This window comes from Rhodococcus sp. MSC1_016 (assembly GCF_023667485.2).
GTDB classification, from domain to species: Bacteria; Actinomycetota; Actinomycetes; order Mycobacteriales; family Mycobacteriaceae; genus Rhodococcus_F; species Rhodococcus_F oxybenzonivorans.
In genome coordinates this window covers 3,197,033-3,219,865 of record NZ_JAMOZI020000001.1, presented here as the reverse complement: position 1 = coordinate 3,219,865, position 22,833 = coordinate 3,197,033, and the positions used below count along the sequence as shown (strand labels likewise).

At 64.6% G+C, this 22,833-nt stretch carries 21 protein-coding genes and 1 rRNA gene; 21 read left to right on the top strand and 1 reads right to left on the bottom strand.

Annotated features, from left to right (window positions below; genetic code table 11):
* Positions 1 to 5: 5 nt before the first annotated feature.
* The 19 genes from L1080_RS14840 to L1080_RS14750 all read left to right on the top strand — a co-directional run bounded on the left by L1080_RS14840 (position 6) and on the right by L1080_RS14750 (position 18,752).
* Positions 6 to 1,292, top strand: coding sequence for a homoserine dehydrogenase (locus L1080_RS14840; protein WP_109334992.1), 1,287 nt, complete (start codon positions 6 to 8; stop codon positions 1,290 to 1,292).
* Positions 1,289 to 2,371: a threonine synthase gene (thrC, locus tag L1080_RS14835; RefSeq protein ID WP_109328683.1), complete on the top strand. Its 1,083-nt coding sequence runs from the start codon at positions 1,289 to 1,291 to the stop codon at positions 2,369 to 2,371. Before L1080_RS14840 ends, thrC begins: the two co-directional genes overlap by 4 nt.
* Positions 2,372 to 2,415: 44 nt before the next feature.
* Positions 2,416 to 3,360 (top strand): homoserine kinase, encoded by a 945-nt coding sequence (gene thrB / locus L1080_RS14830; protein WP_250777225.1) that lies wholly within the window; start codon positions 2,416 to 2,418, stop codon positions 3,358 to 3,360.
* Positions 3,361 to 3,681: 321 nt separating this feature from the next.
* The gene (gene rho, locus L1080_RS14825; protein ID WP_250777224.1) at positions 3,682 to 5,820 is read left to right on the top strand and encodes a transcription termination factor Rho; all 2,139 of its coding nucleotides are present in this window, start codon (positions 3,682 to 3,684) and stop codon (positions 5,818 to 5,820) included.
* A gap of 223 nt (positions 5,821 to 6,043) precedes the next feature.
* Positions 6,044 to 6,286 carry a 50S ribosomal protein L31 gene (rpmE, locus tag L1080_RS14820; RefSeq protein ID WP_109328687.1) on the top strand — a complete coding sequence of 81 codons (243 nt, stop codon included), beginning with the start codon at positions 6,044 to 6,046 and terminating at the stop codon, positions 6,284 to 6,286.
* A gap of 116 nt (positions 6,287 to 6,402) precedes the next feature.
* On the top strand, positions 6,403 to 7,482 hold the full coding sequence (prfA, locus tag L1080_RS14815) for a peptide chain release factor 1 (RefSeq protein WP_109328689.1): 1,080 nt from the start codon (positions 6,403 to 6,405) through the stop codon (positions 7,480 to 7,482).
* Between the two features lie 54 nt (positions 7,483 to 7,536).
* Positions 7,537 to 8,466: a peptide chain release factor N(5)-glutamine methyltransferase gene (prmC, locus tag L1080_RS14810; RefSeq protein ID WP_159921202.1), complete on the top strand. Its 930-nt coding sequence runs from the start codon at positions 7,537 to 7,539 to the stop codon at positions 8,464 to 8,466.
* Complete coding sequence (locus L1080_RS14805; RefSeq protein WP_159921204.1) at positions 8,463 to 9,131, top strand: L-threonylcarbamoyladenylate synthase; 669 nt, start codon at positions 8,463 to 8,465, stop codon at positions 9,129 to 9,131. The genes prmC and L1080_RS14805 overlap by 4 nt, the downstream gene beginning before the upstream one ends.
* A gap of 34 nt (positions 9,132 to 9,165) precedes the next feature.
* On the top strand, positions 9,166 to 10,347 hold the full coding sequence (locus L1080_RS14800; protein WP_109328695.1) for a glycosyltransferase family 4 protein: 1,182 nt from the start codon (positions 9,166 to 9,168) through the stop codon (positions 10,345 to 10,347).
* A gap of 38 nt (positions 10,348 to 10,385) precedes the next feature.
* Positions 10,386 to 10,859: a hypothetical protein gene (locus L1080_RS14795; RefSeq protein WP_159921206.1), complete on the top strand. Its 474-nt coding sequence runs from the start codon at positions 10,386 to 10,388 to the stop codon at positions 10,857 to 10,859.
* Between the two features lie 328 nt (positions 10,860 to 11,187).
* Complete coding sequence (gene atpB / locus L1080_RS14790; protein ID WP_109334994.1) at positions 11,188 to 11,967, top strand: F0F1 ATP synthase subunit A; 780 nt, start codon at positions 11,188 to 11,190, stop codon at positions 11,965 to 11,967.
* A gap of 85 nt (positions 11,968 to 12,052) precedes the next feature.
* The gene (locus L1080_RS14785) at positions 12,053 to 12,298 is read left to right on the top strand and encodes an ATP synthase F0 subunit C (protein ID WP_005252955.1); all 246 of its coding nucleotides are present in this window, start codon (positions 12,053 to 12,055) and stop codon (positions 12,296 to 12,298) included.
* 7 nt (positions 12,299 to 12,305) lie between these two features.
* Entirely contained in the window at positions 12,306 to 12,866 is a 561-nt protein-coding gene (locus tag L1080_RS14780) for a F0F1 ATP synthase subunit B (RefSeq protein WP_109328699.1), read from the top strand.
* Between the two features lie 5 nt (positions 12,867 to 12,871).
* Entirely contained in the window at positions 12,872 to 13,699 is an 828-nt protein-coding gene (locus L1080_RS14775) for a F0F1 ATP synthase subunit delta (protein ID WP_204164906.1), read from the top strand.
* A gap of 61 nt (positions 13,700 to 13,760) precedes the next feature.
* Positions 13,761 to 15,404, top strand: a complete 1,644-nt coding sequence (atpA, locus tag L1080_RS14770; protein WP_250777223.1) for a F0F1 ATP synthase subunit alpha — start codon at positions 13,761 to 13,763, stop codon at positions 15,402 to 15,404.
* Positions 15,405 to 15,476: 72 nt separating this feature from the next.
* A complete protein-coding gene (locus L1080_RS14765) occupies positions 15,477 to 16,451 on the top strand; it encodes a F0F1 ATP synthase subunit gamma (RefSeq protein WP_109328705.1) in 975 nt (324 codons plus the stop codon).
* A 3-nt stretch (positions 16,452 to 16,454) separates the two neighbouring features.
* Positions 16,455 to 17,906: a F0F1 ATP synthase subunit beta gene (gene atpD / locus L1080_RS14760; RefSeq protein WP_109328707.1), complete on the top strand. Its 1,452-nt coding sequence runs from the start codon at positions 16,455 to 16,457 to the stop codon at positions 17,904 to 17,906.
* A 6-nt stretch (positions 17,907 to 17,912) separates the two neighbouring features.
* Complete coding sequence (locus tag L1080_RS14755) at positions 17,913 to 18,281, top strand: F0F1 ATP synthase subunit epsilon (RefSeq protein ID WP_109328709.1); 369 nt, start codon at positions 17,913 to 17,915, stop codon at positions 18,279 to 18,281.
* Between the two features lie 48 nt (positions 18,282 to 18,329).
* Complete coding sequence (locus tag L1080_RS14750) at positions 18,330 to 18,752, top strand: DUF2550 domain-containing protein (protein WP_109328711.1); 423 nt, start codon at positions 18,330 to 18,332, stop codon at positions 18,750 to 18,752.
* Here the strand turns inward: L1080_RS14750 and L1080_RS14745 are convergent, their stop codons facing one another.
* The gene (locus L1080_RS14745; RefSeq protein WP_250777222.1) at positions 18,753 to 19,328 is read right to left on the bottom strand and encodes a cob(I)yrinic acid a,c-diamide adenosyltransferase; all 576 of its coding nucleotides are present in this window, start codon (positions 19,326 to 19,328) and stop codon (positions 18,753 to 18,755) included.
* Positions 19,329 to 19,382: 54 nt separating this feature from the next.
* Between L1080_RS14745 and murA the strand changes: the two genes are divergently transcribed.
* Entirely contained in the window at positions 19,383 to 20,645 is a 1,263-nt protein-coding gene (murA, locus tag L1080_RS14740) for a UDP-N-acetylglucosamine 1-carboxyvinyltransferase (protein ID WP_250777221.1), read from the top strand.
* 649 nt (positions 20,646 to 21,294) lie between these two features.
* Positions 21,295 to 22,812, top strand: a 16S ribosomal RNA gene (locus L1080_RS14735).
* Positions 22,813 to 22,833: the final 21 nt, after the last annotated feature.

Sequence of the window (22,833 nt, the reverse complement as noted above, 5' to 3'; positions counted from 1 at the left end):
GCGCTATCGGTGTGGCCGTCCTCGGCCTCGGCAACGTCGGGAGCGAGGTGGTTCGCATCCTGCAAGAGCACAGCGAAGACCTCGAGGCTCGCGTCGGTGCGCCCCTGGAACTGCGGGGAGTGGCAGTCCGCCGCCCCGGCAAGGACCGGGGCATACCGGAGGAGTTGCAGACCACGGACGCGGACTCGCTCGTGGCGCGCGACGACGTCGACATCGTCGTCGAGGTGATCGGCGGCATGGACCTTCCGCGCAAGCTGATCCTGTCGGCACTGAACTCCGGCAAGTCCGTCGTCACCGCCAACAAGGCCCTCCTCGCCGAGCACACCGGTGAACTCGCCGAGGCCGCGGAGCTGCACCGCGTCGACCTGTACTTCGAGGCGGCCGTCGCCGGTGCGATCCCCGTGATCCGCCCGCTCACCCAGTCCCTTGCCGGTGACCGGGTGAACAAGGTCGCCGGAATCGTGAACGGCACCACCAACTTCATCCTGTCGGCCATGGACGAGACCGGGGCCGACTATGCGGAAACGCTCGCGGAGGCGGGAAGACTCGGCTACGCCGAAGCCGATCCCACCGCCGACGTAGAGGGTTACGACGCCGCGGCGAAGGCCGCCATCCTCGCGTCCATCGCCTTCCATACGCGGGTCACCGCGGGTGATGTGTACCGCGAGGGTATCTCCAACATCACCGCTGCCGACCTGACGTCGGCGCGGGCCCTCGACTGCACCATCAAACTGCTCTCCATCTGCGAGCGCATCCCCACACCCGACGGCAAGGAGCGCATCTCCGCACGGGTCTACCCGGCGCTGGTGCCGCTGAGTCACCCCCTCGCGTCGGTCAACGGAGCATTCAACGCCGTGGTCGTCGAGGGCGAGAACGCCGGAAGGCTGATGTTCTACGGTCAGGGCGCCGGCGGTGCCCCCACCGCGTCTGCTGTGATGGGTGATCTGGTGATGGCCGCGCGCAACAAGGTGCACGGTGGCCGCGGTCCGCGCGAGTCGAAATACGCCAAACTCAAGATCGCGCCCATCGGCGACATCCCGACGCGCTACTACGTCAACATGCAGGTGACGGACAAGGCCGGTGTGCTGTCGGCCGTTGCCGCCGAATTCGCCGAGCACGGCGTGAGCATTTCGACGGTGCGGCAGGAAGGCGCGGGCGACGGTGCCCGGCTGGTGGTCGTTACCCATGTCGCGACGGACTCCGCGTTGTCGGAAACCGTTGAGGCATTGAGCAAACTCGAATTCGTCACCGCTGTGACCAGCGTGCTGCGACTGGAAGGCACCGAACAATGACCGGCACCCGCAACCCCGTGCACACTCCGTGGCCGGGGCTGATCGAGGCCTACCGTGACCGCCTCGCGATCGGACCGAACTGGAAGACGGTGACCCTCCGTGAAGGCGGCACACCGTTGCTTCCCGCCGGGCATCTGTCCGAGATCACGGGCTGCGACGTCTACCTCAAGGTCGAAGGCCTCAACCCCACCGGCTCCTTCAAGGACCGCGGGATGACGATGGCCGTGACCGACGCCCTGGCGCGCGGTCAGCAGGCTGTGCTGTGCGCGTCGACGGGCAATACGTCCGCCTCGGCGGCCGCCTACGCCGCCAAGGCGAAGATGAGCTGCGCGGTGCTGGTGCCGCAGGGGAAGATCGCCATGGGCAAGCTGGCGCAAGCGGTCATGCACGGCGCCCGGATCATCCAGGTCGAGGGTAACTTCGACGACTGCCTCGAGCTGGCGCGCAAGACCACGGCGGAGTTCCCGACCATCGGCCTGGTCAACTCGGTGAACCCGGTCCGGATCGAAGGCCAGAAGACCGCGGCTTTCGAAATTTGTGATGCATTGGGCAAGGCTCCGGACGTCCACGCGCTTCCCGTCGGCAACGCCGGCAACATCACCGCCTACTGGCGGGGTTATTCCGAGTACTACGCAGACGGGCTCACGAGCGTGAAGCCTCGCATGCTGGGCGTTCAGGCGGCAGGTGCCGCCCCGCTCGTCCACGGTGCACCCGTCAAGGACCCGGAGACCATCGCGACGGCCATCCGCATCGGTTCGCCCGCGTCCTGGAACGGCGCGGTCGCCGCGAAGGAGGAGTCGCACGGGGCCTTCCGCGCCGCGACGGACGAGGAAATCCTCGAGGCGTACCGGCTGATCGCCTCCACCGAAGGTGTGTTCGTCGAACCCGCGTCGGCGGCGAGTGTCGCAGGACTGCTGGCCGCCCGGAAGGAAGGCTGGCTCGACTCCGGACTCACCGTGGTCTGCACGGTCACCGGCAACGGATTGAAGGACCCGGATACCGCACTCGCCGGTATGCCTGTCGTGCAACCCATTCCGGTCGATCCTGTCGCTGTCGCGTCGGCCCTCGAGCTGGCGTAGTGGTGGCGCCCACGCCCATCACGCCGCAGGATCAGACCGCAGACATGACACAGACCCTGCCCACCGGGCTCACCGTGACTGCCCGTGTGCCGGCGTCGAGCGCCAATCTCGGGCCCGGATTCGACACCCTCGGCATCGCGCTCGGGCTTTACGACGAGATCACGGTCACCACCACGGGTTCGGGTTTGAAGATTCGTGTCGAGGGTGAGGGCGCCGAGGACGTGCCGTGGGGCCCCTCCCATCTGGTGGTGCGCGCGATCGAACGTGGTCTGGAGTCGGCCGGCGTGTGGGCGGAGGGCCTCGACGTCGTGTGCCGCAATGCAATACCGCACTCGCGGGGCCTGGGGTCGTCCGCGTCTGCTGTGGTCGGCGGTTTGGCCGCGGCCAACGGTCTCGCGATGAAGCTCGATCCCGCACTCGGCCTCTCGCCCGACCAACTGGTCCAGTTGTCGTCCGAGTTCGAAGGTCACCCCGACAACGCTTCGGCGAGCGTGCTGGGCGGCGCCGTGGTGTCGTGGAGTTGTGAAGACCAGGAATCCGCGGGCACCTCCACGTCCGGGAACCGCTACTACGCGGTGCCACTGAAGGTGCATCCCGCGATCCGGGTGATCGCCCTGATCCCGGGTGAGCGTTCGTCGACCGCTCACACGCGGGGATTGTTGCCCGAGGTCGTGGCGCACCGTGACGCCGCGTTCAACGTCAGTCGCGGCGCTCTCGCTGTGGTGGCGCTCACAGAACGGCCGGACCTTCTGATGCCGGCCACCGAGGATCGGCTCCACCAGGTTCAGCGGGCTCCCGCGCTCCCGCTGACCACCCGGTGGATCTCCTTGCTGCGGAAAGCCGGCATTGCCGCGGCGGTCTCCGGTGCGGGACCGACAGTCCTCGCGTTGAGTACAGAGCCGCTACCGGACGATCTCCGGGTACAGGCGGAGGCCGAGGGACTGCAGGTGCTCGAACTCGACGTCGCCGAAGGCGTCCGGATCAGCTGACACGCCGGAAACGGGTCTTCTTGCCCCTACGGTCGTTCACAGCTATCCTGGGCAATGTCCGTACATCGTGCGCATCAGACGCCGGTGCTTCACCAGGGCGATTACTCCAGGTCAATCGGGGTTGACAGCTCCTGGCACGATCCTCCGCACTTTCTGTTGTGTAGGGATTGCGAGTGCGCCTGTTCAAGGTGATGTGATGGCGGGCAAGCCGGCAGTTCAGCTAAGCAACGACGTACGGCACATCCGAATCCGGTACTGAACCGGATTACGGGACGAACCCTCGACTCTGCGCAGCGCGAGTGAGGGAAGGAAAGGACCTCCGTGACCGATACGGACCTCATCGCCGCTCCTGCGGACGCCTCCTCGGTGGATACCGTTGGCGCGCAGGCAGGCGACTCTTCACAGGCGTCATCGACCGCACCGGAAAACGGTGCAGTGACGGCCTCCACAAAGCGCGCCGAGGCGCGCCGAGGTGCCGGGCTGTCCGGGATGGTGCTGACCGAGCTCCGTGCCCTTGCGGGCGAGCTCGGTATCAAAGGCATTTCAGGGATGCGTAAGGGCGACCTGATCGCCGCGATCAAGGATCGGCAGGGCGCCTCGTCGGCGCCGGCCGCTGCGACGACCGAGGCCGCGCCCCGCACCCGGACGTCCCGCACCAAGCGTGAGCAGCCCGCGCAGACTGCCCTCGACGTGTCTCCGCAGCAGGAGATCGCCGAGAAGGCGGCCGAAAGCAAGGCGCCCGAACCTGCAGTCGCCGACGGCAGCGCGGCCGACACCGATGTCCCCGAGGGGGGCCGACGCGGGCGTCAGCGCCGTGGCTCCTCCCGCCGGGCAGGTGCCCCTGAGCAGGGCGACCAGGCCGACAGCGGCCAGGACGCTCCCCCGCAGAATGCTGCCGCCCAGAATGGCGTCGACGCCCAGCAGGCCGAGCGCAAGCAGGTCGACGACCGTCAGGACAGTGCGGAAAAGTCCGGAAGGCAGGACGGCTCCGGCGAGCAGTCCGGCGACCGCACGCGGCGTGAGCGTGGGGACAACCGCGGCAGCGACCGTGGTGACCGCACCGACCGGAACGACCGCGGCGACACCCGCGAGCGGGACCGCGGTGACACGCGCGAACGTGACCGCGACCGGGGTGATCGCAACCAGGGCAGCAACAACGGCCCGCGCACGAGCGACAACCGTGACAACCGGGGCGGCGACGACGAAGAAGGCGGCCGCGGACGACGTGGACGGCGCTTCCGCGAGCGTCGTCGTGGGCGCGACCGCGGCGAAGGCGGCGGCGGTGACGTACGTGAGACGGAAATCCGGGAAGACGATGTCCTGCAGCCGGTAGCCGGCATCCTCGACGTCCTCGACAACTACGCCTTCGTGCGGACGTCCGGGTACCTCGCGGGCCCCAACGACGTCTACGTGTCGATGAACCTCATCCGCAAGAACGGACTTCGCCGCGGCGACGCGATCACCGGTGCGGTCCGGGTTGCACGCGAGGGTGACCAGGGCAATCAGCGCCAGAAGTTCAACCCGTTGGTGCGTATCGACACGGTCAACGGCGGCGACATCGAGGCGGCGAAGAAGCGCCCCGAGTTCGGGAAGCTCACCCCGCTGTACCCGAATCAGCGGTTGCGCCTCGAGACCACGCCGAACATCCTCACCACCCGCGTCATCGATCTCGTGATGCCGATCGGTAAGGGTCAGCGCGCGCTCATCGTGAGCCCGCCGAAGGCCGGTAAGACCAGCGTTCTGCAGGCCATCGCCAACGCGATCGCGACCAACAACCCCGAGTGCTACCTGATGGTCGTGCTGGTCGACGAACGTCCCGAAGAGGTCACCGACATGCAGCGATCGGTGAAGGGTGAGGTCATTTCCTCGACCTTCGACCGCCCACCGGGAGACCACACCTCGGTCGCCGAGCTCGCCATCGAGCGTGCGAAGCGACTGGTGGAGGCCGGTAAGGACGTCGTCGTCCTTCTCGACTCGATCACTCGGCTCGGCCGCGCGTACAACAACTCGTCGCCGGCGTCGGGCCGCATCCTGTCCGGTGGTGTCGACTCGACCGCGCTGTACCCGCCGAAGCGTTTCCTCGGTGCAGCCCGCAACATCGAGAACGGCGGTTCCCTCACGATCATCGCGACGGCCATGGTCGAGACCGGTTCCACCGGCGACACCGTGATCTTCGAGGAGTTCAAGGGCACCGGTAACGCCGAGCTCAAGCTCGACCGCAAGATCGCGGAACGGCGAGTGTTCCCGGCTGTCGACGTCAATCCTTCGGGAACGCGTAAGGACGAGCTGCTGCTCAGTCCGGATGAGGCCGCGGTGCTGCACAAGCTCCGCCGGGTGCTGTCTGGTCTCGATTCGCACCAGGCCATCGATCTGCTGATCGATCGCCTCAAGAAGAGCAAGAGCAATCTCGAGTTCCTCATGCAGGTGTCGAAGACCGCTCCGGGAGCGATCGACGACTGAGTGCTCGACACGGCAAAGCCCGGCGACCTGTCGCCGGGCTTTGCCGTTTCTCCAGTACCGAGCAGGTGGAATTAAATGCGGGGGAGCGGCGTTGATCTCTCCGCAAGCACACATGCCGATTGGAATCGCACTCGCGCGATCTGGCATACTGAACGGCTGAGTCCGGTTCCGGTTCACGTCTTCGAATGGCGAAGGCGACCCGGCGACCATTGAAAGGGACACCATGAAGTCAGGCATTCACCCCAATTACGTGGCCACCACCGTGGTCTGTGGTTGCGGAAACACTTTCGAGACCCGAAGCACCAAGGAGACCGGACGGATCAACGTCGAGGTCTGCTCGCAGTGCCACCCGTTCTACACCGGTAAGCAGAAGATTCTCGACACCGGTGGACGCGTCGCCCGCTTCGAGGCTCGCTACGGCAAGCGCGCCGGCAAGGGCGCAGCAAAGGAATCTGCCGAGTCCTAGCTGGTCCGCCGACGCCCGTCCTGCGATAATTGCAGGCCGGGCGTCGGCTTTTTTGTGCCGTTTCCCTCGGCACCCCGTAGTGCGCTGCGCGCGCTGAGACGAGAGTGGAGCCCATCATGGCAGGGACGACCCAGCCGTCGGCGATCGACGACATCCTGGCCGAACATGCCGGCCTCGAGCAGCAGTTGTCCGACCCAGCGCTGCACAACGACGCCTCCGCGGCCCGCAAAGCCGGGAAGCGTTTCGCCGAGCTTGCGCCCATCATGTCGACGTACAGCAAGCTCAAGGCTGCGCAGGACGATCTCGCAGCCGCGCGTGAGCTCGCCGTCGACGATTCCAGCTTCGCGGCCGAGGTGCCCGCACTCGAGGCCGAAGTGCTCGAGCTCGACAAGGCACTGACGGATCTCCTCGCGCCGCGCGACCCGCACGATGGTGACGACGTGGTACTCGAAGTGAAGTCGGGCGAGGGCGGTGAGGAGTCGGCGTTGTTCGCGTCCGATCTCGCGCGTATGTACGTCCGGTACGCCGAGCGGCACGGGTGGCGCGTCGAGGTTCTCGATGCGACAGTGTCCGACCTCGGTGGATACAAGGACGCGACACTGTCGATCAAGTCGAAGGGCGAGGTTCGGGACGGGGTGTGGGCCCGTCTGAAGTTCGAGGGCGGCGTCCATCGCGTGCAGCGCGTGCCTGTCACCGAGTCGCAGGGCCGGGTACACACCTCGGCCGCCGGCGTCCTGGTCTATCCGGAACCGGAAGAGGTCGAGGAGGTGCAGATCGACGAGACCGATCTGCGCATCGATGTCTACCGCTCCTCCGGTAAGGGCGGTCAGGGTGTGAACACCACCGACTCGGCGGTGCGGATCACGCATCTGCCCACCGGAATCGTTGTGACGTGCCAGAACGAGCGCTCCCAGCTACAGAACAAGGCGCGGGCCATGCAGGTGCTGGCCGCTCGCCTCCAGGCAGCGGCCGAGGAAGCAGCAGACGCCGAGGCATCGGCCGGGCGGCAGAGCCAGGTGCGCACGGTCGACCGCTCCGAGCGCATCCGCACCTACAACTTCCCGGAGAACCGCATCACCGATCACCGAATCGGCTTCAAGTCGCACAATCTCGATGCCGTCCTGGACGGTGAATTGGACGCTCTTCTCGACGCGCTGGGCAAGGCGGATCGTGAGGCACGGCTCGCCGCGGAGTAACCCGGTACCGAGGACCGGAGTATCACCGTTCCCCGGGCGTGGCAGTCTGTACCCGTGAGCCGACTTCCCCTTCGCCTGGCCCTGATCGATGCAGCCGCGCAACTCGACGAGGCAGGGGTGCACAGCGCCCGCGCGGACGCCGAGATGCTGGCTGCCCATCTGCTGGGGGTGGAGAGGACCCGACTGGGTCTCGTGCCGCTGGTCGACGAGTCGGTGATCGACGCCTACAAGAAGATGGTCGAACAGCGCGCCAAGCGAATCCCGCTGCAGTACATCCTGGGAACCGCCGCCATGGGGGACATCGACATCGAGGTCGGTCCCGGCGTCTTCGTTCCGCGCCCGGAGACCGAACTTCTCCTCGGGTGGGCGCTCGCGTTCCTGGGAAGCTGCGATCAGCACCCCCCCGTCGTCATGGATCTGTGTACCGGGTCGGGTGCGCTCGCGCTCGCCATTGCCCACGCCCGCCCCGACGCCGTCGTGCACGCCGTCGAACTCGAACCGCACGCGCTCGCCTGGGCGCGGCGCAATGCCGATGCCCGCGCCCAGGCGGGCGACACCCCGATCAAGCTGTACCAGGGCGACGTCACCGACCGGACGATCCTGACCGGCCTCGAAGGTGCAGTCGACCTCATCGTTGCCAACCCGCCGTACATTCCCGAGGGCGCGGAACTCGAGCCGGAAGTAGCGGATCACGACCCGCACAGCGCACTATTCGCCGGACCGGACGGGCTATCTGTGATCAAGCCGATGATCTCGAATGTCGCGCGGTGGTTGAGAATCGGGGGAGCAGTGGGAATCGAGCACGACGACACCAACGGTGCGGACGTCGCGGCGCTGTTCGCGGCGCGTCGGGTGTTCGGTGACGTCGCGGAACACCCCGACCTCGCGGGCAAGCCCCGCTTCGTGGTGGCTCGGCGCATCGCGACCGATGTCGAGGCGCAGCGTGCGGAGGCCGCCGGCGAGGATGAAAGAATGAGCCGGTGAGTACCGTTTACGACTGTGGCCGCCCCGATTCCCGCGCCGCCGGAATGAGTGCGGCCAAGAACGCCCTGAAGGCTGGACGACTCGTCGTCCTGCCCACGGACACCCTCTACGGGATCGGCGCCGACGCATTCGACGGCGATGCAGTCGCCGCGTTGCTGCGGGCGAAGGGCCGTGGCCGCGATATGCCTGTGCCGGTTCTGGTCGGATCGTGGAACACCATCGACGGCCTCGTGTACAGCGTGCGACCGCACACCCGCGACCTCATTCGGGCCTTCTGGCCGGGTGGCCTGAGTCTTGTTGTGGAGCAGGCCCCTTCGCTGGCATGGGACCTCGGTGATACGCGCGGGACGGTGATGCTTCGCATGCCCCTGCATCCGGTCGCCCTCGAACTGTTACGTGAAGTCGGACCACTCGCGGTGTCGAGCGCCAACGTCTCCGGACAACCACCGGCCACCACCGTCCAGGAAGCTCGGGACCAGCTCGGCGGATCGGCCGGCGTGTACCTGGACGGCGGACGCGCCGAACAGGGCCGGGCCTCCACCATCGTCGACCTCACCGGCGCGAGCCCCCGCATTCTCCGGGAAGGCGCCGTACCCACCGGTGACGTCGCCGACGTCCTCGGGGTGACGGCGGAGAGTCTGCTCGAGGGGACCGCGACGGCATGACCGGGCTGCGCGGGGCAACGGTAGCGTCTGCCCAGTGATTGCTGCCGAATCCGCCGGCGTGGTGCTGGCTCAAGCAGGTGGGGGTGCGGGTGTCCCTCTGCGTGAACTTCTGCTCGTCCTCTTCACTGCCGCGGTGGTCACCTACCTCGCCACCGGCGCCGTCCGGTTGTTCGCTCTGCGGTTCGGGGCGGTGGCGGTGCCTCGGGACCGGGACGTGCACGTCACGCCCACGCCCCGGCTCGGGGGCGTCGGAATGTACCTGGGCATGCTGGTCGCGCTGTTGTTCGCGCAGCAACTACCCGCGCTCACCCGCGGATTCGAGTTCACCTCCGACATCCCCGCTGCCCTGGTGTCGGGGTTCGTCATCGTTCTCGTGGGGGTGGTCGACGACCGGTGGGGTCTCGACGCGCTGACCAAGTTCGTGGGCCAGGTGACGGCCGCCGGAATTCTCGTCGTGATGGGCGTCAGCTGGTTCATCATCTACGTTCCGTTCGGCGATGGCACCACGGTGATTCTCGACCAGCTGCAGGCGGGACTGGTCACGGTGGCGGTCGCCGTGGTGATGGTCAATGCCATGAACTTCGTCGACGGCCTCGACGGTCTCGCCGCAGGTCTCGGGCTGATTTCCTCGCTCGCGATCTGCGTGTTCTCGGTTGGATTGCTCCACGATCAGGGCGGTGATGTGAGCGCCTATCCGCCGGCGTTGATCGCCGCGGCACTGGCAGGCGCCTGTCTCGGTTTCCTGCCGCACAACTTCCAGCCTGCGCGCATCTTCATGGGCGACTCCGGATCGATGCTGATCGGCCTGATGCTCGCGGCCATCTCGACCAGCGCCTCCGGCCGCATTCCGCTGACCGCGTACGGCACCCGCGACCTTCTGGGTCTTCTGTCGCCACTGCTGCTCGTCGGCGCCGTCATGTTCATCCCGATCCTCGACCTGTTGCTTGCCGTGGTCCGGCGTACGCGCGCAGGCGTCAGTCCGTTCAGCCCCGACAAGATGCACCTTCACCACCGCCTCCTGCAGATCGGGCATTCACATCGGCGAGTGGTCCTGCTCATCTACTTATGGGTCGGCGTGCTGGCGTTCGGTGCGGTCGGATCTGCCTTGTTCGACCGCCGCGTAGTGGTGCTCCTGGTGGCCGGCGGACTCGTCTTCGCGCTGGTGGTCACGGCGGTACCCTCCATCCGGGGGCAACAGCACGACCGCCAGACGTGAGGTCACGGTTGCGGTGCGCCGAGGACGATCCACTACCCTTGGCGACCGTGACGTTCATCCCCGCGCCTGCTCCCGATCACACCGCCTCGTTGCGGGCCGCCGTTCGCTACGGCGTTCTCGGCCTGATCGTGCTGGCAGTGGTCGGTTCCATCGTTGCGACCCTGCTCGCAGGTATGCCCGGTCTCTACGGCGCGCTGTTGGGCGCGGCGGTCGGCGGAGGGTTCATCCTCTGCACGGCCCTCGGGGTGTTGTTCACGGCCAAGCTTCCCGCCATGACTGCGGGGGCGGTGCTGCTCGGTACCTGGCTGTTGAAGATGATCCTCGCGATCACGGTCCTGGCAATCCTGAAACCGCTCGACTTCTACGACAAAACGGCGTTGGTATTGGTCATCGTGTTGTCCTTGGTGATCGTGCTCGGTGCGGAAACCTATGGGGTACTTGGCGTGAAGGCCCCGTACGTGGAGCCACGCGCGGCGGGCGATGCCGAACCGGGGGAGAAGGACGCCCAGTAGTACTACGGGATGTAGTAAAATTGAATCGAGCCGGACCCCGTCTACACAACGTCGTAGATGACTTGATAAGGTCTGGGTCAAGCGAGAGCAATGAGACGGCGAGTAAGTTACTGGCTGGTATTGCATGCTTGCAGGCGGTCGCACTTTCAAGGCCGCCGAGTCGACGAGAGTCGCCGACACCGACAGACGCTGGACTCCCTGGAGTCCACAGCAGCTGACGAATACGCGAGTCGAGCTTGTCGACTTGTTTGATCGTCAATGTCCGATCGAACCGCAGTCAACGAAGGCTGCGGACCGACTACGGGAGAGAACGCTGAGCGTCATCAACGTGGCTGCTGGAGAATTCCATCCGCCTTCCCTGAACGACTTCTTCCCGCCCGCGGTCCTGTTCGAAGGGACTCCGTTCGAACTCGACCGCCTGATGCTGGTTCGCATCCTGCTGTCCGCCCTCATGATGATCTTCTTCGTCATCGCGATGCGCAGCCCGAAGATCATTCCCCGCGGTGTCCAGAACATCGGCGAGATCGCTCTCGACTTCGTCCGGATCAACATCGCGGAAGAGATTCTCGGCAAGGAACAAGGCAAGCGCTTCCTGCCCGTCATCACGACGATCTTCTTCCTGGTGCTCGCCAGCAACCTCGGCAGCATCATCCCGTTCATCAACATCTCGCCCAACGCGCGTATCGGCATGCCGTTGGTGCTCGCTGCCCTGGCGTACATCGTCTTCAACTACGTGGGCATCAAGAAGTACGGGTTCTTCAAGTACGTCAAGAGCAGCATCGTGGTTCCCGGCGTCCCGCTTCCCCTGCACTTCCTGCTCGTGCCGATCGAGTTCATCTCCACCTTCGTCCTGCGGCCGTTCACGCTCATGGTGCGTCTCATGGCCAACATGCTGGCCGGCCACATCCTGCTGGTGCTGTTCTTCAGTGCCACCCAGTTCTTCTTCTTCACCTCAGGTGGCTTCCAGGCCGTGTTCGGTGTTGCATCGCTCGCCGCCGGCATCGCATTCACCTTCTTCGAACTGCTGGTGATCTTCCTGCAGGCCTACGTCTTCGCGCTGCTCACGTCGGTGTACATCGACCTGGCTCTGCACGCGGATTCGCACTAGCACCAACATCTCCACGACCAGCTACACCAAGAACTGAGCCTCCCGCCGAATCCGGCGGAGGTCAACAGAAAGGGAACGGAACACCATGAGCCTCGCCTACCTCGCTCAGGAAGCTGTCCAGGAAACCAACTCGACGGGATTCGGAGCCATCGGCTACGGTCTCGCCGCGATCGGCCCCGGCATCGGCGTGGGCATCGTTGTCGGTAAGGCGATCGAGGGCATGGTTCGCCAGCCCGAGATGGCCGGACAGGTTCGTACCACCATGTTCCTCGGTATCGCCTTCACCGAAGCCCTCGCGCTGATCGGCCTCGTCGCCGGCTTCATTTTCTAAGACCGTCATGGCAACCAACATCGCATTGCTCGCGGCAGAGGAAGAGACACACAACCCTCTCCTGCCCGCGACGTATGACATCGTTTGGTCGCTCGTCTGCTTGCTCGTCGTCGGCTTCGTCTTCTGGAAGTACGTCCTTCCGATGTTCCAGAAGGTCCTTGCCGAGCGAACCGAACAGATCGACGGCGGCATCAAGAGGGCCGAAGAAGCCCAGGCCGAGGCGAAGGCGGCGCTCGAGCAGTACCGAGCCCAGCTCGCCGAAGCTCGCACCGAAGCTGCGCAGATCCGTGAGGACGCGCGCACCCAGGGGCAGCAGATCCTCGCCGAGATGAAGGCACAGGCTCAGGAAGAGAGCGACCGCATCGTGGCCTCCGGTCACAGCCAGTTGGTTGCTCAGCGGCAGCAGATCGTCACCGAACTGCGTGGCGAACTCGGACGCACCGCGGTCGACCTCGCTGAGAAGGTCATCGGGGAGTCGCTCTCCGACGACGTCAAGCGGGCCGGCACGGTCGACCGATTCCTGAACGAGCTCGACGCCATCGGCGCAAATTCCGCAGCAGGGAAGTGAGCACCATGTACGCAGCGAGCCGTGAGGCCTTGACGCAGACACGTGCTGCGTTGTCTTCGGCCTTGGGATCCGTCTCTGCCGGAGCAGCCACCGCGGCCGCGGCCCAGACCGGGGCAGAGCTGTTCACGGTCGTCGAGACCCTGGACGTTCAGCGCACTCTTCGCAGTGCGCTGGCGGACAACTCGGCGGCCGGGAGCGCTCGCGAAGGCCTGGCCGAGCAGGTGTTCGGTGGCAAGGTCTCCGCGGAGACCCTCGCCACCGTGAAGGCGGCGGTGGGCCAGAACTGGTCCACCACCTCCGACCTGCTCAACTCGCTGGTGCTTCTCGGTCGGGAGTCGCTGCTGAAGGCAGCGGCCGACCAGGGACAGCTCGACGGGGTCGAGGACGAATTGTTCCGTCTCGGTCGAATCGTCGCAGGTGACCCGACACTCGAACAGGCGCTTTCCGATCGATCCGTCTCGGCGAAAGCCAAGCGTGACCTGCTCTCCAAGCTGCTGTACGGCAAGGTGACTGCAGTCACGGAGGCGCTGGCCGTTCAGGCAGTGGGCAGGTTGAAGTCGACCGCCCCCGCGGATGCGTTCGACGCATTGGCGAATCTGGCGGCAGCTCGGCGAGAAGCCGTCGTAGCGAAGGTTCGGAGCGCTTCTACACTGAGCAGTGAGCAAACCGATCGGCTGGCCGCCGCCCTCACCCGTACCTACGGGAAGCCGGTGACGGTTCACGTGGAGGTCGATCCCGAGCTCCTCAGCGGCTTGGTCGTCCGGGTGGGCGACGAGGTTATCGACGGCAGCGCAGCGGGGCGTCTCGCAGCGTTGCGGAAGTCCCTCAAGTAGTCCGCTTCCGAATCAATACCCAGATACTTCCGAAAACCAGACACCGAGAGCAGGAACAATCATGGCGGAGCTGACGATCTCCTCCGACGAGATCCGTAGCGCGATCGAGAACTACACCGCGAGCTACTCCCCGGAGGCCTCCCGCGAGGAGGTCGGCGTTGTGACCGACACCAGCGACGGCATCGCGCACGTCAGTGGCCTGCCTTCGGCGATGGCCAACGAACTGCTGGAGTTTCCCGGCGGAATCCTGGGCGTTGCCCTCAACCTCGACGCCACCGAAATCGGTGCCGTCATCCTGGGTGACTACGCGGACCTCCAGGAGGGCCAGGAAGTCAAGCGGACCGGCGACGTTCTGTCGGTTCCCGTCGGCGACGGCTTCCTCGGACGCGTCGTGGACCCCCTCGGCCAGCCGATCGACGGCCTGGGCGATATCGAGAGCAACGAGACCCGCGCCCTCGAACTGCAGGCAGCATCCGTGCTCCAGCGCCAGCCCGTCGAGGAGCCGCTGCAGACCGGCATCAAGGCCATCGACGCCATGACGCCGATCGGCCGCGGACAGCGTCAGCTCATCATCGGCGACCGCAAGACGGGCAAGACCGCCGTCTGCATCGACGCGATCCTGAACCAGAAGGCCAACTGGGAGTCCGGCGACGAGAAGCAGCAGGTTCGCTGCATCTACGTCGCGATCGGCCAGAAGGGCTCGACCATCGCGGGCGTCAAGGCTGCCCTCGAGGAACAGGGCGCGATGGAGTACACCACCATCGTCGCCGCCCCCGCATCCGATTCCGCCGGCTTCAAGTGGCTCGCTCCGTACACCGGTTCCGCCATCGGCCAGCACTGGATGTACCAGGGCAAGCACGTTCTGGTCGTATTCGATGACCTGACCAAGCAGGCCGAGGCCTACCGCGCCATCTCGCTGCTGCTGCGTCGCCCGCCGGGACGTGAGGCTTACCCCGGTGACGTCTTCTACCTCCACTCCCGTCTGCTGGAGCGTTCGGCGAAGCTGTCCGACGCGCTCGGCGGCGGATCGCTGACGGCGCTGCCGATCATCGAAACCAAGGCGAACGACGTCTCGGCGTACATCCCGACCAACGTCATCTCCATCACCGACGGTCAGGTGTTCCTCGAGTCGGACCTCTTCAACAAGGGTGTTCGTCCCGCCATCAACGTCGGTATCTCGGTGTCCCGTGTCGGTGGTGCCGCGCAGACCAAGGGTATGAAGAAGGTGTCCGGCTCGCTTCGCCTGGAGCTGGCACAGTTCCGTGAGCTCGAAGCATTCTCCGCGTTCGCGTCGGACCTCGATGCCGCGTCGAAGGCGCAGCTCGAGCGTGGTGCTCGCCTGGTCGAGCTGCTCAAGCAGGATCAGTACAGCCCCATTCCCGTCGAGGACCAGATCGTCTCGATCTACCTCGCCGGTGAAGGCGTCTTCGACAGCGTTCCCGTCGGTGACGTGCGCCGGTTCGAGACCGAGTTGCTGGAAGACCTGCACCGCAGTGCCTCCGACGTGTACTCGAGCATCAAGGGTGGCAAGGCGCTCGACGCCGACAACGCCGCCGCACTGATCAAGGCCACCGACAAGTTCAAGGAAGGCTTCCTCGCATCCGACGGAAGCCGGGTCGTGAACGAGGCCGAGGCCGAGGCGCTCGACGCCAACGAGGTCGGGCACGAGCAGATCAACGTCAAGCGCACCACCGTCAGCAAGTGAGCGCCCAGTCCATGACACTGCGTCGCACCACCCCGGGGACGCCGCGAAACATGAAGGGAGAGTGATCGATCGATGGCAAGCATTCTCGAACTGCGGTCTCGTATCAAGTCGGTCAACTCGACCAAGAAGATCACCAAGGCCCAGGAGCTGATCGCGACCTCGCGCATCACCAAGGCTCAGGCCCGGGTCGCTGCGTCGAAGCCGTATGCCGAGGAGATCACCAAGGTCCTGACGGAGCTGGCAAGTGCGTCGGCGTCGTTGGATCACCCGTTGCTCAACGAGCGCGCCAACGCCAAGCGTGCTGCCGTCCTGGTTGTCACCAGCGACCGCGGCATGTGCGGTGGGTACAACTCCAACGTCCTCAAAGAGGCCGAGGAACTGTTCCAACTGCTGCGCAGCGAGGGCAAGGACCCGGTCATCTTCGTGCTCGGTGCCAAGGGCCTCGGCTACTACACGTTCCGTGGTCGCGACCTGGGGGCTGCGTGGACCGGGTTCTCTCAGGACCCCGGTTACTCCGATGCTGCCAAGGCGAGCCGCCACCTGGTGGAGCTCTTCATGGCCGGATCCGGCTCCGAGATTCCCGCCTACAACGGCGAGGGAACCATCGAAGGTGTCGACGAACTGCACATCGTCTACACCCGCTTCGTGTCGATGCTCACTCAGTCTCCCGAGGTGCGGCGGATGGCTCCGCTGGACGTCACGGTCTCCGAGGAGAACATCGAACTCGGTGAAGACATGCTGTCGAACGGTCACCGGAACGACGAACCGGTCGCCGGATACAACTTCGAGCCGGAACCCGACAGGTTGCTCGGTGCCCTGCTGCCGAAGTACATCAGCACCCGCATCTACTCCTCGCTGCTGGATGCTGCGGCGTCGGAGTCGGCTGCCCGTCGTACCGCCATGAAGGCGGCGACGGACAACGCAAACGAACTGGTGAACACTCTCAGCCGTCAGGCCAACCAGGCTCGCCAGGCCCAGATCACCCAGGAAATCAGCGAGATCGTCGGCGGCGCGAATGCGCTCGCCTCGAGCGCAGGAAGTGACTAAGCAATGACCGCAGCAGTAACCGAAACAAACGGGGCAGGTTCGGATTCGTCCGTGGCCGGCCGCGTCGTGCGGGTCATCGGTCCCGTCGTGGACGTTGAATTCCCGCGTGGCTCCATTCCTGAACTGTTCAACGCCTTGCATGCCGAGATCACGCTTCCCTCGGTCGCCAAGACGCTGACCCTCGAGGTCGCGCAGCACCTCGGTGACAACCTGGTGCGCACCGTCTCCATGCAGCCGACCGACGGCCTCGTCCGCGGCACCTCGGTGGCCGACACGGGCAAGCCGATCTCGGTTCCCGTCGGCGACGTCGTCAAGGGCCACGTGTTCAACGCACTGGGCGACTGCCTCGACGCTCCCGGCACGGGACGCGACGGCGAGCAGTGGGGCATCCACCGCAAGCCGCCAGCCTTCGACCAGCTCGAGGGCAAGACAGAGATTCTCGAGACCGGTATCAAGGTCATCGACCTCCTCACCCCGTACGTCAAGGGTGGAAAGATCGGTCTGTTCGGTGGTGCCGGTGTCGGCAAGACCGTTCTGATCCAGGAAATGATCACCCGTATCGCCCGCGAGTTCTCCGGAACCTCGGTGTTCGCAGGCGTCGGTGAGCGCACCCGTGAGGGCACCGACCTTCACCTCGAGATGGAAGAGATGGGGGTCCTTCAGGACACCGCCCTCGTCTTCGGCCAGATGGACGAGCCGCCGGGAACGCGTATGCGCGTCGCCCTGTCCGCACTGACCATGGCGGAGTACTTCCGCGATGTCCAGGGCCAGGACGTTCTGCTGTTCATCGACAACATCTTCCGTTTCACCCAGGCCGGTTCCGAGGTGTCGACCCTGCTCGGTCGTATGCCTTCGGCCGTGGGTTACCAGCCGACCCTGGCTGACGAGATGGGTGAGCTGCAGGAACGAATCACCTCGACGCGTGGTCGCTCCATCACCTCGCTTCAGGCGATCTACGTGCCCGCCGACGACTACACCGACCCGGCGCCGGCCACGACGTTCGCGCACCTCGATGCGACCACCGAGCTGTCGCGACCGATCTCGCAGATGGGTATCTACCCCGCTGTGGACCCGCTGAGCTCCACCTCCCGGATCCTCGAGCCCGGCATTGTCGGTGCCGAGCACTTCCGGGTGGCCAACGAGGTCAAGCGAATCCTGCAGAAGTACAAGGAACTGCAGGACATCATCGCCATCCTCGGTATGGACGAACTGCAGGAAGAGGACAAGGTCCTCGTCGGCCGTGCCCGCCGTCTGCAGAAGTTCCTCGGCCAGAACTTCATCGTCGCCGAGAAGTTCACCGGTGAGCCCGGCTCCGTGGTGCCGCTCCGCGACACCATCGAGGCGTTCGACCGCGTCTGCAAGGGCGAGTTCGATCACCTGCCCGAGCAGGCGTTCAACAGCTGCGGTGGACTCGACGACGTCGAGGCTGCAGCCAAGAAGATCGCCGGGAAGTAGTCGACGATGGCTGAGATGACCGTGGAACTCGTCGCTGTCGAGCGACGGTTGTGGTCTGGTTCGGCGACTCTCGTCAGCGCACAGACGACCGAGGGTGAGATCGGTGTCATGCCTGGTCACGAGCCTGTCCTCGGACAGCTCGTGGAGGGTGGCGTCGTCGCGATCACGACAGCCGACGGCGAGCGAATCGTGGCAGCTGTGCACGGCGGCTTCCTTTCCGTGACGGCGAAGTCCGTCACGATCCTCGCCGAGTCCGCCGAACTCGCGGAGGACATCGACGTGGAGGCCGCCCGGGCGGTGCTCCAGGAGAGCGGAGACGATCTCGAGGCGATTGCTGTTGCCAAGGGTCGAGTTCGCGCCGTAGAGCGCGCATAGGTTACACGAGACAGACCGCGACGGAGCCGACGAACAGTGACAATCGGAATGACTGTGTTGATCATTCTGGTTGTGCTGCTCGCCGCCTTCGTCGCGGTCTTTCTCTATCGTCTGGCTGTTCTTCGTCGCGGTGGAACCGCGGCTATTCTCCGCGTGGCGCCTTCCGCGGGGGACACCGGATGGCGTCACGGCGTCATTCGTTACGGCGAGGGCTCCCTCGTCTTCTTCAAGTTGTCGAGTTTGCGTCCCGGCCCTGATTCGCGCATCGAGCGGCAGGGGATCGAAGTCGAAGGCCGTCGTAAACCAGAGGGCTCCGAGTTCGACATCATGTCCGACGAAATCGTCATCCTGTCCGTGAAGGACCGAGGCGCCGCGTACGAGATCGCCTTGGACGGTGGAGCTTTGACCGCGTTCCTGTCGTGGGTCGAATCTCGTCCGTCGGGCCGATCGGTACGCGGACGCCGATTCTGATCAGGCTTTCCCCGCTCCCGGTTTCCAGAGCACGTCTCCTTCGGGATTCGCGACCCGTCCCACGATGAAGAGCAGATCCGAGAGTCGGTTGAGGTACTTCGCCGGCAGCGCGTGAGTGTTCTCGGGATGTGCGTCGACAGCGGCCCACGCCGATCGCTCCGCACGCCGTGTCACGGTTCGCGCAACGTGGAGCAGCGCTCCCAGTGGGGTTCCGCCGGGCAGTATGAACGAATTCAGGGGTTCGAGGCGCTCGTTCAGCTCGTCGCACCAGCGTTCGAGCCGGTCGATGTAGTCGGCGGTGATACGCAGCGGTGGATACTTGGGTTCCTCGACCACCGGGGTGGACAGATCGGCACCGGCATCGAACAGGTCATTCTGTACCTGCCGCAGAATCGACAGGATCTCCTCGGGGGGATTCCCCAGCGCCACAGCGACGCCGATTGCGGCGTTCGCTTCATCACAGTCCGCATACGCGACGAGGCGGGAATCGTTCTTCGGTACGCGGGAGAAATCGCTGAGTCCGGTGGTCCCGTCGTCGCCGGTCCGGGTGTAGATCTTGGTGAGGTGTACGGCCATAGCGTTACGGTACCGGCCTCCGAGGTCGGTGCCGCTGGCTCTAGGCTGTGCTTCGTGAGCGAACGCTTCCTTGTTACCGGCGGTAACCGTCTCGTAGGTGAAGTGTCTGTCGGGGGCGCCAAGAACAGTGTTCTGAAGCTGATGGCGGCGGCGCTGTTGGCTGAGGGCACCACCGTCGTGACCAATTGCCCCGACATCCTGGACGTTCCTCTGATGGCCGACGTCCTGCGCGGCCTCGGGTGCGACGTGGTTCTCGAAGATTCGTTGGTTCGGATCACGACGCCGGCGGAGCCGAAATATCACGCGGACTTTGCCGCAGTTCGCCAGTTCCGAGCATCGGTGTGTGTGCTGGGCCCCTTGGTTGCGAGGTGCAAACGCGCGGTGGTCGCTCTGCCCGGCGGCGACGCCATCGGATCCAGGCCACTGGATATGCATCAATCCGGACTTCGGTTGCTGGGCGCGCAGAGCACGATCGAACACGGATGTGTCGTTGCCCAGGCAGACGATCTGCACGGAGCCAACATTCGGCTTGCGTTCCCGTCTGTGGGGGCGACGGAGAACATCCTCATGGCCGCTGTTCTCGCCAAAGGTGAGACGGTGATCGACAATGCCGCGCGTGAGCCGGAGATTGTCGACTTGTGCAACATGCTGATCCGTATGGGTGCCAAGATCCTGGGAGCGGGCACATCGACGCTCACCATTCAGGGCGTCAACCAGCTCGAGCCGACCACACACCGCGTCATCGGTGACCGCATCGTGGCCGCGACGTGGGGGATCGCCGCGTCGATGACGAGGGGGGACGTCCGGGTCCGTGGCGTCAACCCGAAACATCTCGGCTTGGTTCTGGACAAGTTGCGGGTCGCGGGGGCAGAGGTCACCACGGAGGCCGACGGATTTCGGGTGGAGCAGAAAGCTCGTCCCACCGCTGTCAACTTCGCGACGCTCCCGTATCCGGGCTTCCCCACGGACCTGCAGCCCATGGCGATCGGTCTCGCAGCGGTGGCTGAAGGTACCTCGATGATCACGGAGAACGTGTTCGAGGCCAGGTTCCGCTTCGTCGAGGAAATGATCCGGCTGGGGGCAGACGCGCGGACGGACGGACACCATGCGGTGATCCGCGGGATACCGCTGCTGTCGAGCGCTCCCGTGTGGTCGTCCGACATCAGGGCCGGCGCCGGATTGGTGCTTGCCGGTCTTGTGGCAGACGGCGTGACAGAGGTGCACGACGTGTTCCACATCGACCGCGGCTACCCATATTTCGTCGAGAACCTGCAAGGCCTCGGAGGCCAGATCGAGCGTGTCGACGCCGAATCCTGACGGGTTCGCAGCCGATTCACTCCAGTGGTCGCAGGGTGAGTCGGGCGTCACAGTCCTCGAGGCGGCGACCGAAGGACCGAAGTTGCTGGAAGCCAACCGATTGACCAGCGCAAACGGGGCTGAGCGCCTCGGCGACCTGGGGATTTGGCAAGCTGTTTCCCGTCGCGTAACTTATTCGAAGTCAGAGCGACACGGACACCGACCCCGGCCGGAAGGCGGGGGACACGAGGTTGGACGAAGACGCCTGGTAATCCGAAGTCACAGCGTGTTGTATGGTTGTGCTTCAACCCCTGATCTTCTTGCTCAGCACCCTGGTTTGCTCCGGTGTGGCTGGTAAGATAGCCTGGGAAAGTTGCCCCGGATCGGTCGGAGATGTTGTCTTCGGGTGTGATGGTGTGTGCGTGTTCTTTGAGAACTCAACAGTGTGTCGATGAATGTCAGTGCCAAATGTTTTTGGTACTCCGCATCACGGGTGATCGGCTGGGCCTTTTGGGGTTTGGTTGTGAGTGGTGTGGGTATTTTGCTGGCTCTTTCTCCTTCTTCCGTCGGAGAGGGGGTCGGTGTTTGATTGAGCTAGTTTGAGTTTTTGATCGCTAGTGATTTGACTCGATGTCTATGACTGATTGGGGTTCGCCTCTTTCTAGAGTCTTCAACGGAGAGTTTGATCCTGGCTCAGGACGAACGCTGGCGGCGTGCTTAACACATGCAAGTCGAGCGGTAAGGCCCTTCGGGGTACACGAGCGGCGAACGGGTGAGTAACACGTGGGTGATCTGCCCTGCACTTCGGGATAAGCCCGGGAAACTGGGTCTAATACCGGATACGACCTTCGGCTGCATGGCTGGGGGTGGAAAGGTTTACTGGTGCAGGATGGGCCCGCGGCCTATCAGCTTGTTGGTGGGGTAATGGCCTACCAAGGCGACGACGGGTAGCCGACCTGAGAGGGTGACCGGCCACACTGGGACTGAGACACGGCCCAGACTCCTACGGGAGGCAGCAGTGGGGAATATTGCACAATGGGCGAAAGCCTGATGCAGCGACGCCGCGTGAGGGATGAAGGCCTTCGGGTTGTAAACCTCTTTCAGCAGGGACGAAGCGCAAGTGACGGTACCTGCAGAAGAAGCACCGGCTAACTACGTGCCAGCAGCCGCGGTAATACGTAGGGTGCAAGCGTTGTCCGGAATTACTGGGCGTAAAGAGTTCGTAGGCGGTTTGTCGCGTCGTTTGTGAAAACTCACAGCTCAACTGTGAGCTTGCAGGCGATACGGGCAGACTTGAGTACTGCAGGGGAGACTGGAATTCCTGGTGTAGCGGTGAAATGCGCAGATATCAGGAGGAACACCGGTGGCGAAGGCGGGTCTCTGGGCAGTAACTGACGCTGAGGAACGAAAGCGTGGGTAGCGAACAGGATTAGATACCCTGGTAGTCCACGCCGTAAACGGTGGGCGCTAGGTGTGGGTTCCTTCCACGGAATCTGTGCCGTAGCTAACGCATTAAGCGCCCCGCCTGGGGAGTACGGCCGCAAGGCTAAAACTCAAAGGAATTGACGGGGGCCCGCACAAGCGGCGGAGCATGTGGATTAATTCGATGCAACGCGAAGAACCTTACCTGGGTTTGACATATACCGGAAAGCCGTAGAGATACGGCCCCCCTTGTGGTCGGTATACAGGTGGTGCATGGCTGTCGTCAGCTCGTGTCGTGAGATGTTGGGTTAAGTCCCGCAACGAGCGCAACCCTTGTCTTATGTTGCCAGCACGTAATGGTGGGGACTCGTAAGAGACTGCCGGGGTCAACTCGGAGGAAGGTGGGGACGACGTCAAGTCATCATGCCCCTTATGTCCAGGGCTTCACACATGCTACAATGGCCAGTACAGAGGGCTGCGAGACCGTGAGGTGGAGCGAATCCCTTAAAGCTGGTCTCAGTTCGGATCGGGGTCTGCAACTCGACCCCGTGAAGTCGGAGTCGCTAGTAATCGCAGATCAGCAACGCTGCGGTGAATACGTTCCCGGGCCTTGTACACACCGCCCGTCACGTCATGAAAGTCGGTAACACCCGAAGCCGGTGGCCTAACCCCTTGTGGGAGGGAGCCGTCGAAGGTGGGATCGGCGATTGGGACGAAGTCGTAACAAGGTAGCCGTACCGGAAGGTGCGGCTGGATCACCTCCTTTCTAAGGAGCATCTCCAGTCAT

What these genes read in the sequence shown, in the direction of transcription:
- thrC (WP_109328683.1), top strand. Translation starts at nt 1,289, where the DNA reads ATGACCGGCACCCGCAACCCCGTGCACACTCCGTGGCCGGGGCTGATC.
- atpD (WP_109328707.1), top strand. Translation starts at nt 16,455, where the DNA reads ATGACCGCAGCAGTAACCGAAACAAACGGGGCAGGTTCGGATTCGTCC.
- atpA (WP_250777223.1), top strand. Translation starts at nt 13,761, where the DNA reads ATGGCGGAGCTGACGATCTCCTCCGACGAGATCCGTAGCGCGATCGAG.
- L1080_RS14785 (WP_005252955.1), top strand. Translation starts at nt 12,053, where the DNA reads ATGAGCCTCGCCTACCTCGCTCAGGAAGCTGTCCAGGAAACCAACTCG.
- L1080_RS14755 (WP_109328709.1), top strand. Translation starts at nt 17,913, where the DNA reads ATGGCTGAGATGACCGTGGAACTCGTCGCTGTCGAGCGACGGTTGTGG.
- rpmE (WP_109328687.1), top strand. Translation starts at nt 6,044, where the DNA reads ATGAAGTCAGGCATTCACCCCAATTACGTGGCCACCACCGTGGTCTGT.
- thrB (WP_250777225.1), top strand. Translation starts at nt 2,416, where the DNA reads ATGACACAGACCCTGCCCACCGGGCTCACCGTGACTGCCCGTGTGCCG.
- L1080_RS14745 (WP_250777222.1), bottom strand. Translation starts at nt 19,328, where the DNA reads ATGGCCGTACACCTCACCAAGATCTACACCCGGACCGGCGACGACGGG.
- L1080_RS14765 (WP_109328705.1), top strand. Translation starts at nt 15,477, where the DNA reads ATGGCAAGCATTCTCGAACTGCGGTCTCGTATCAAGTCGGTCAACTCG.
- L1080_RS14750 (WP_109328711.1), top strand. Translation starts at nt 18,330, where the DNA reads ATGACTGTGTTGATCATTCTGGTTGTGCTGCTCGCCGCCTTCGTCGCG.
- L1080_RS14780 (WP_109328699.1), top strand. Translation starts at nt 12,306, where the DNA reads ATGGCAACCAACATCGCATTGCTCGCGGCAGAGGAAGAGACACACAAC.
- prfA (WP_109328689.1), top strand. Translation starts at nt 6,403, where the DNA reads ATGGCAGGGACGACCCAGCCGTCGGCGATCGACGACATCCTGGCCGAA.
- L1080_RS14775 (WP_204164906.1), top strand. Translation starts at nt 12,872, where the DNA reads ATGTACGCAGCGAGCCGTGAGGCCTTGACGCAGACACGTGCTGCGTTG.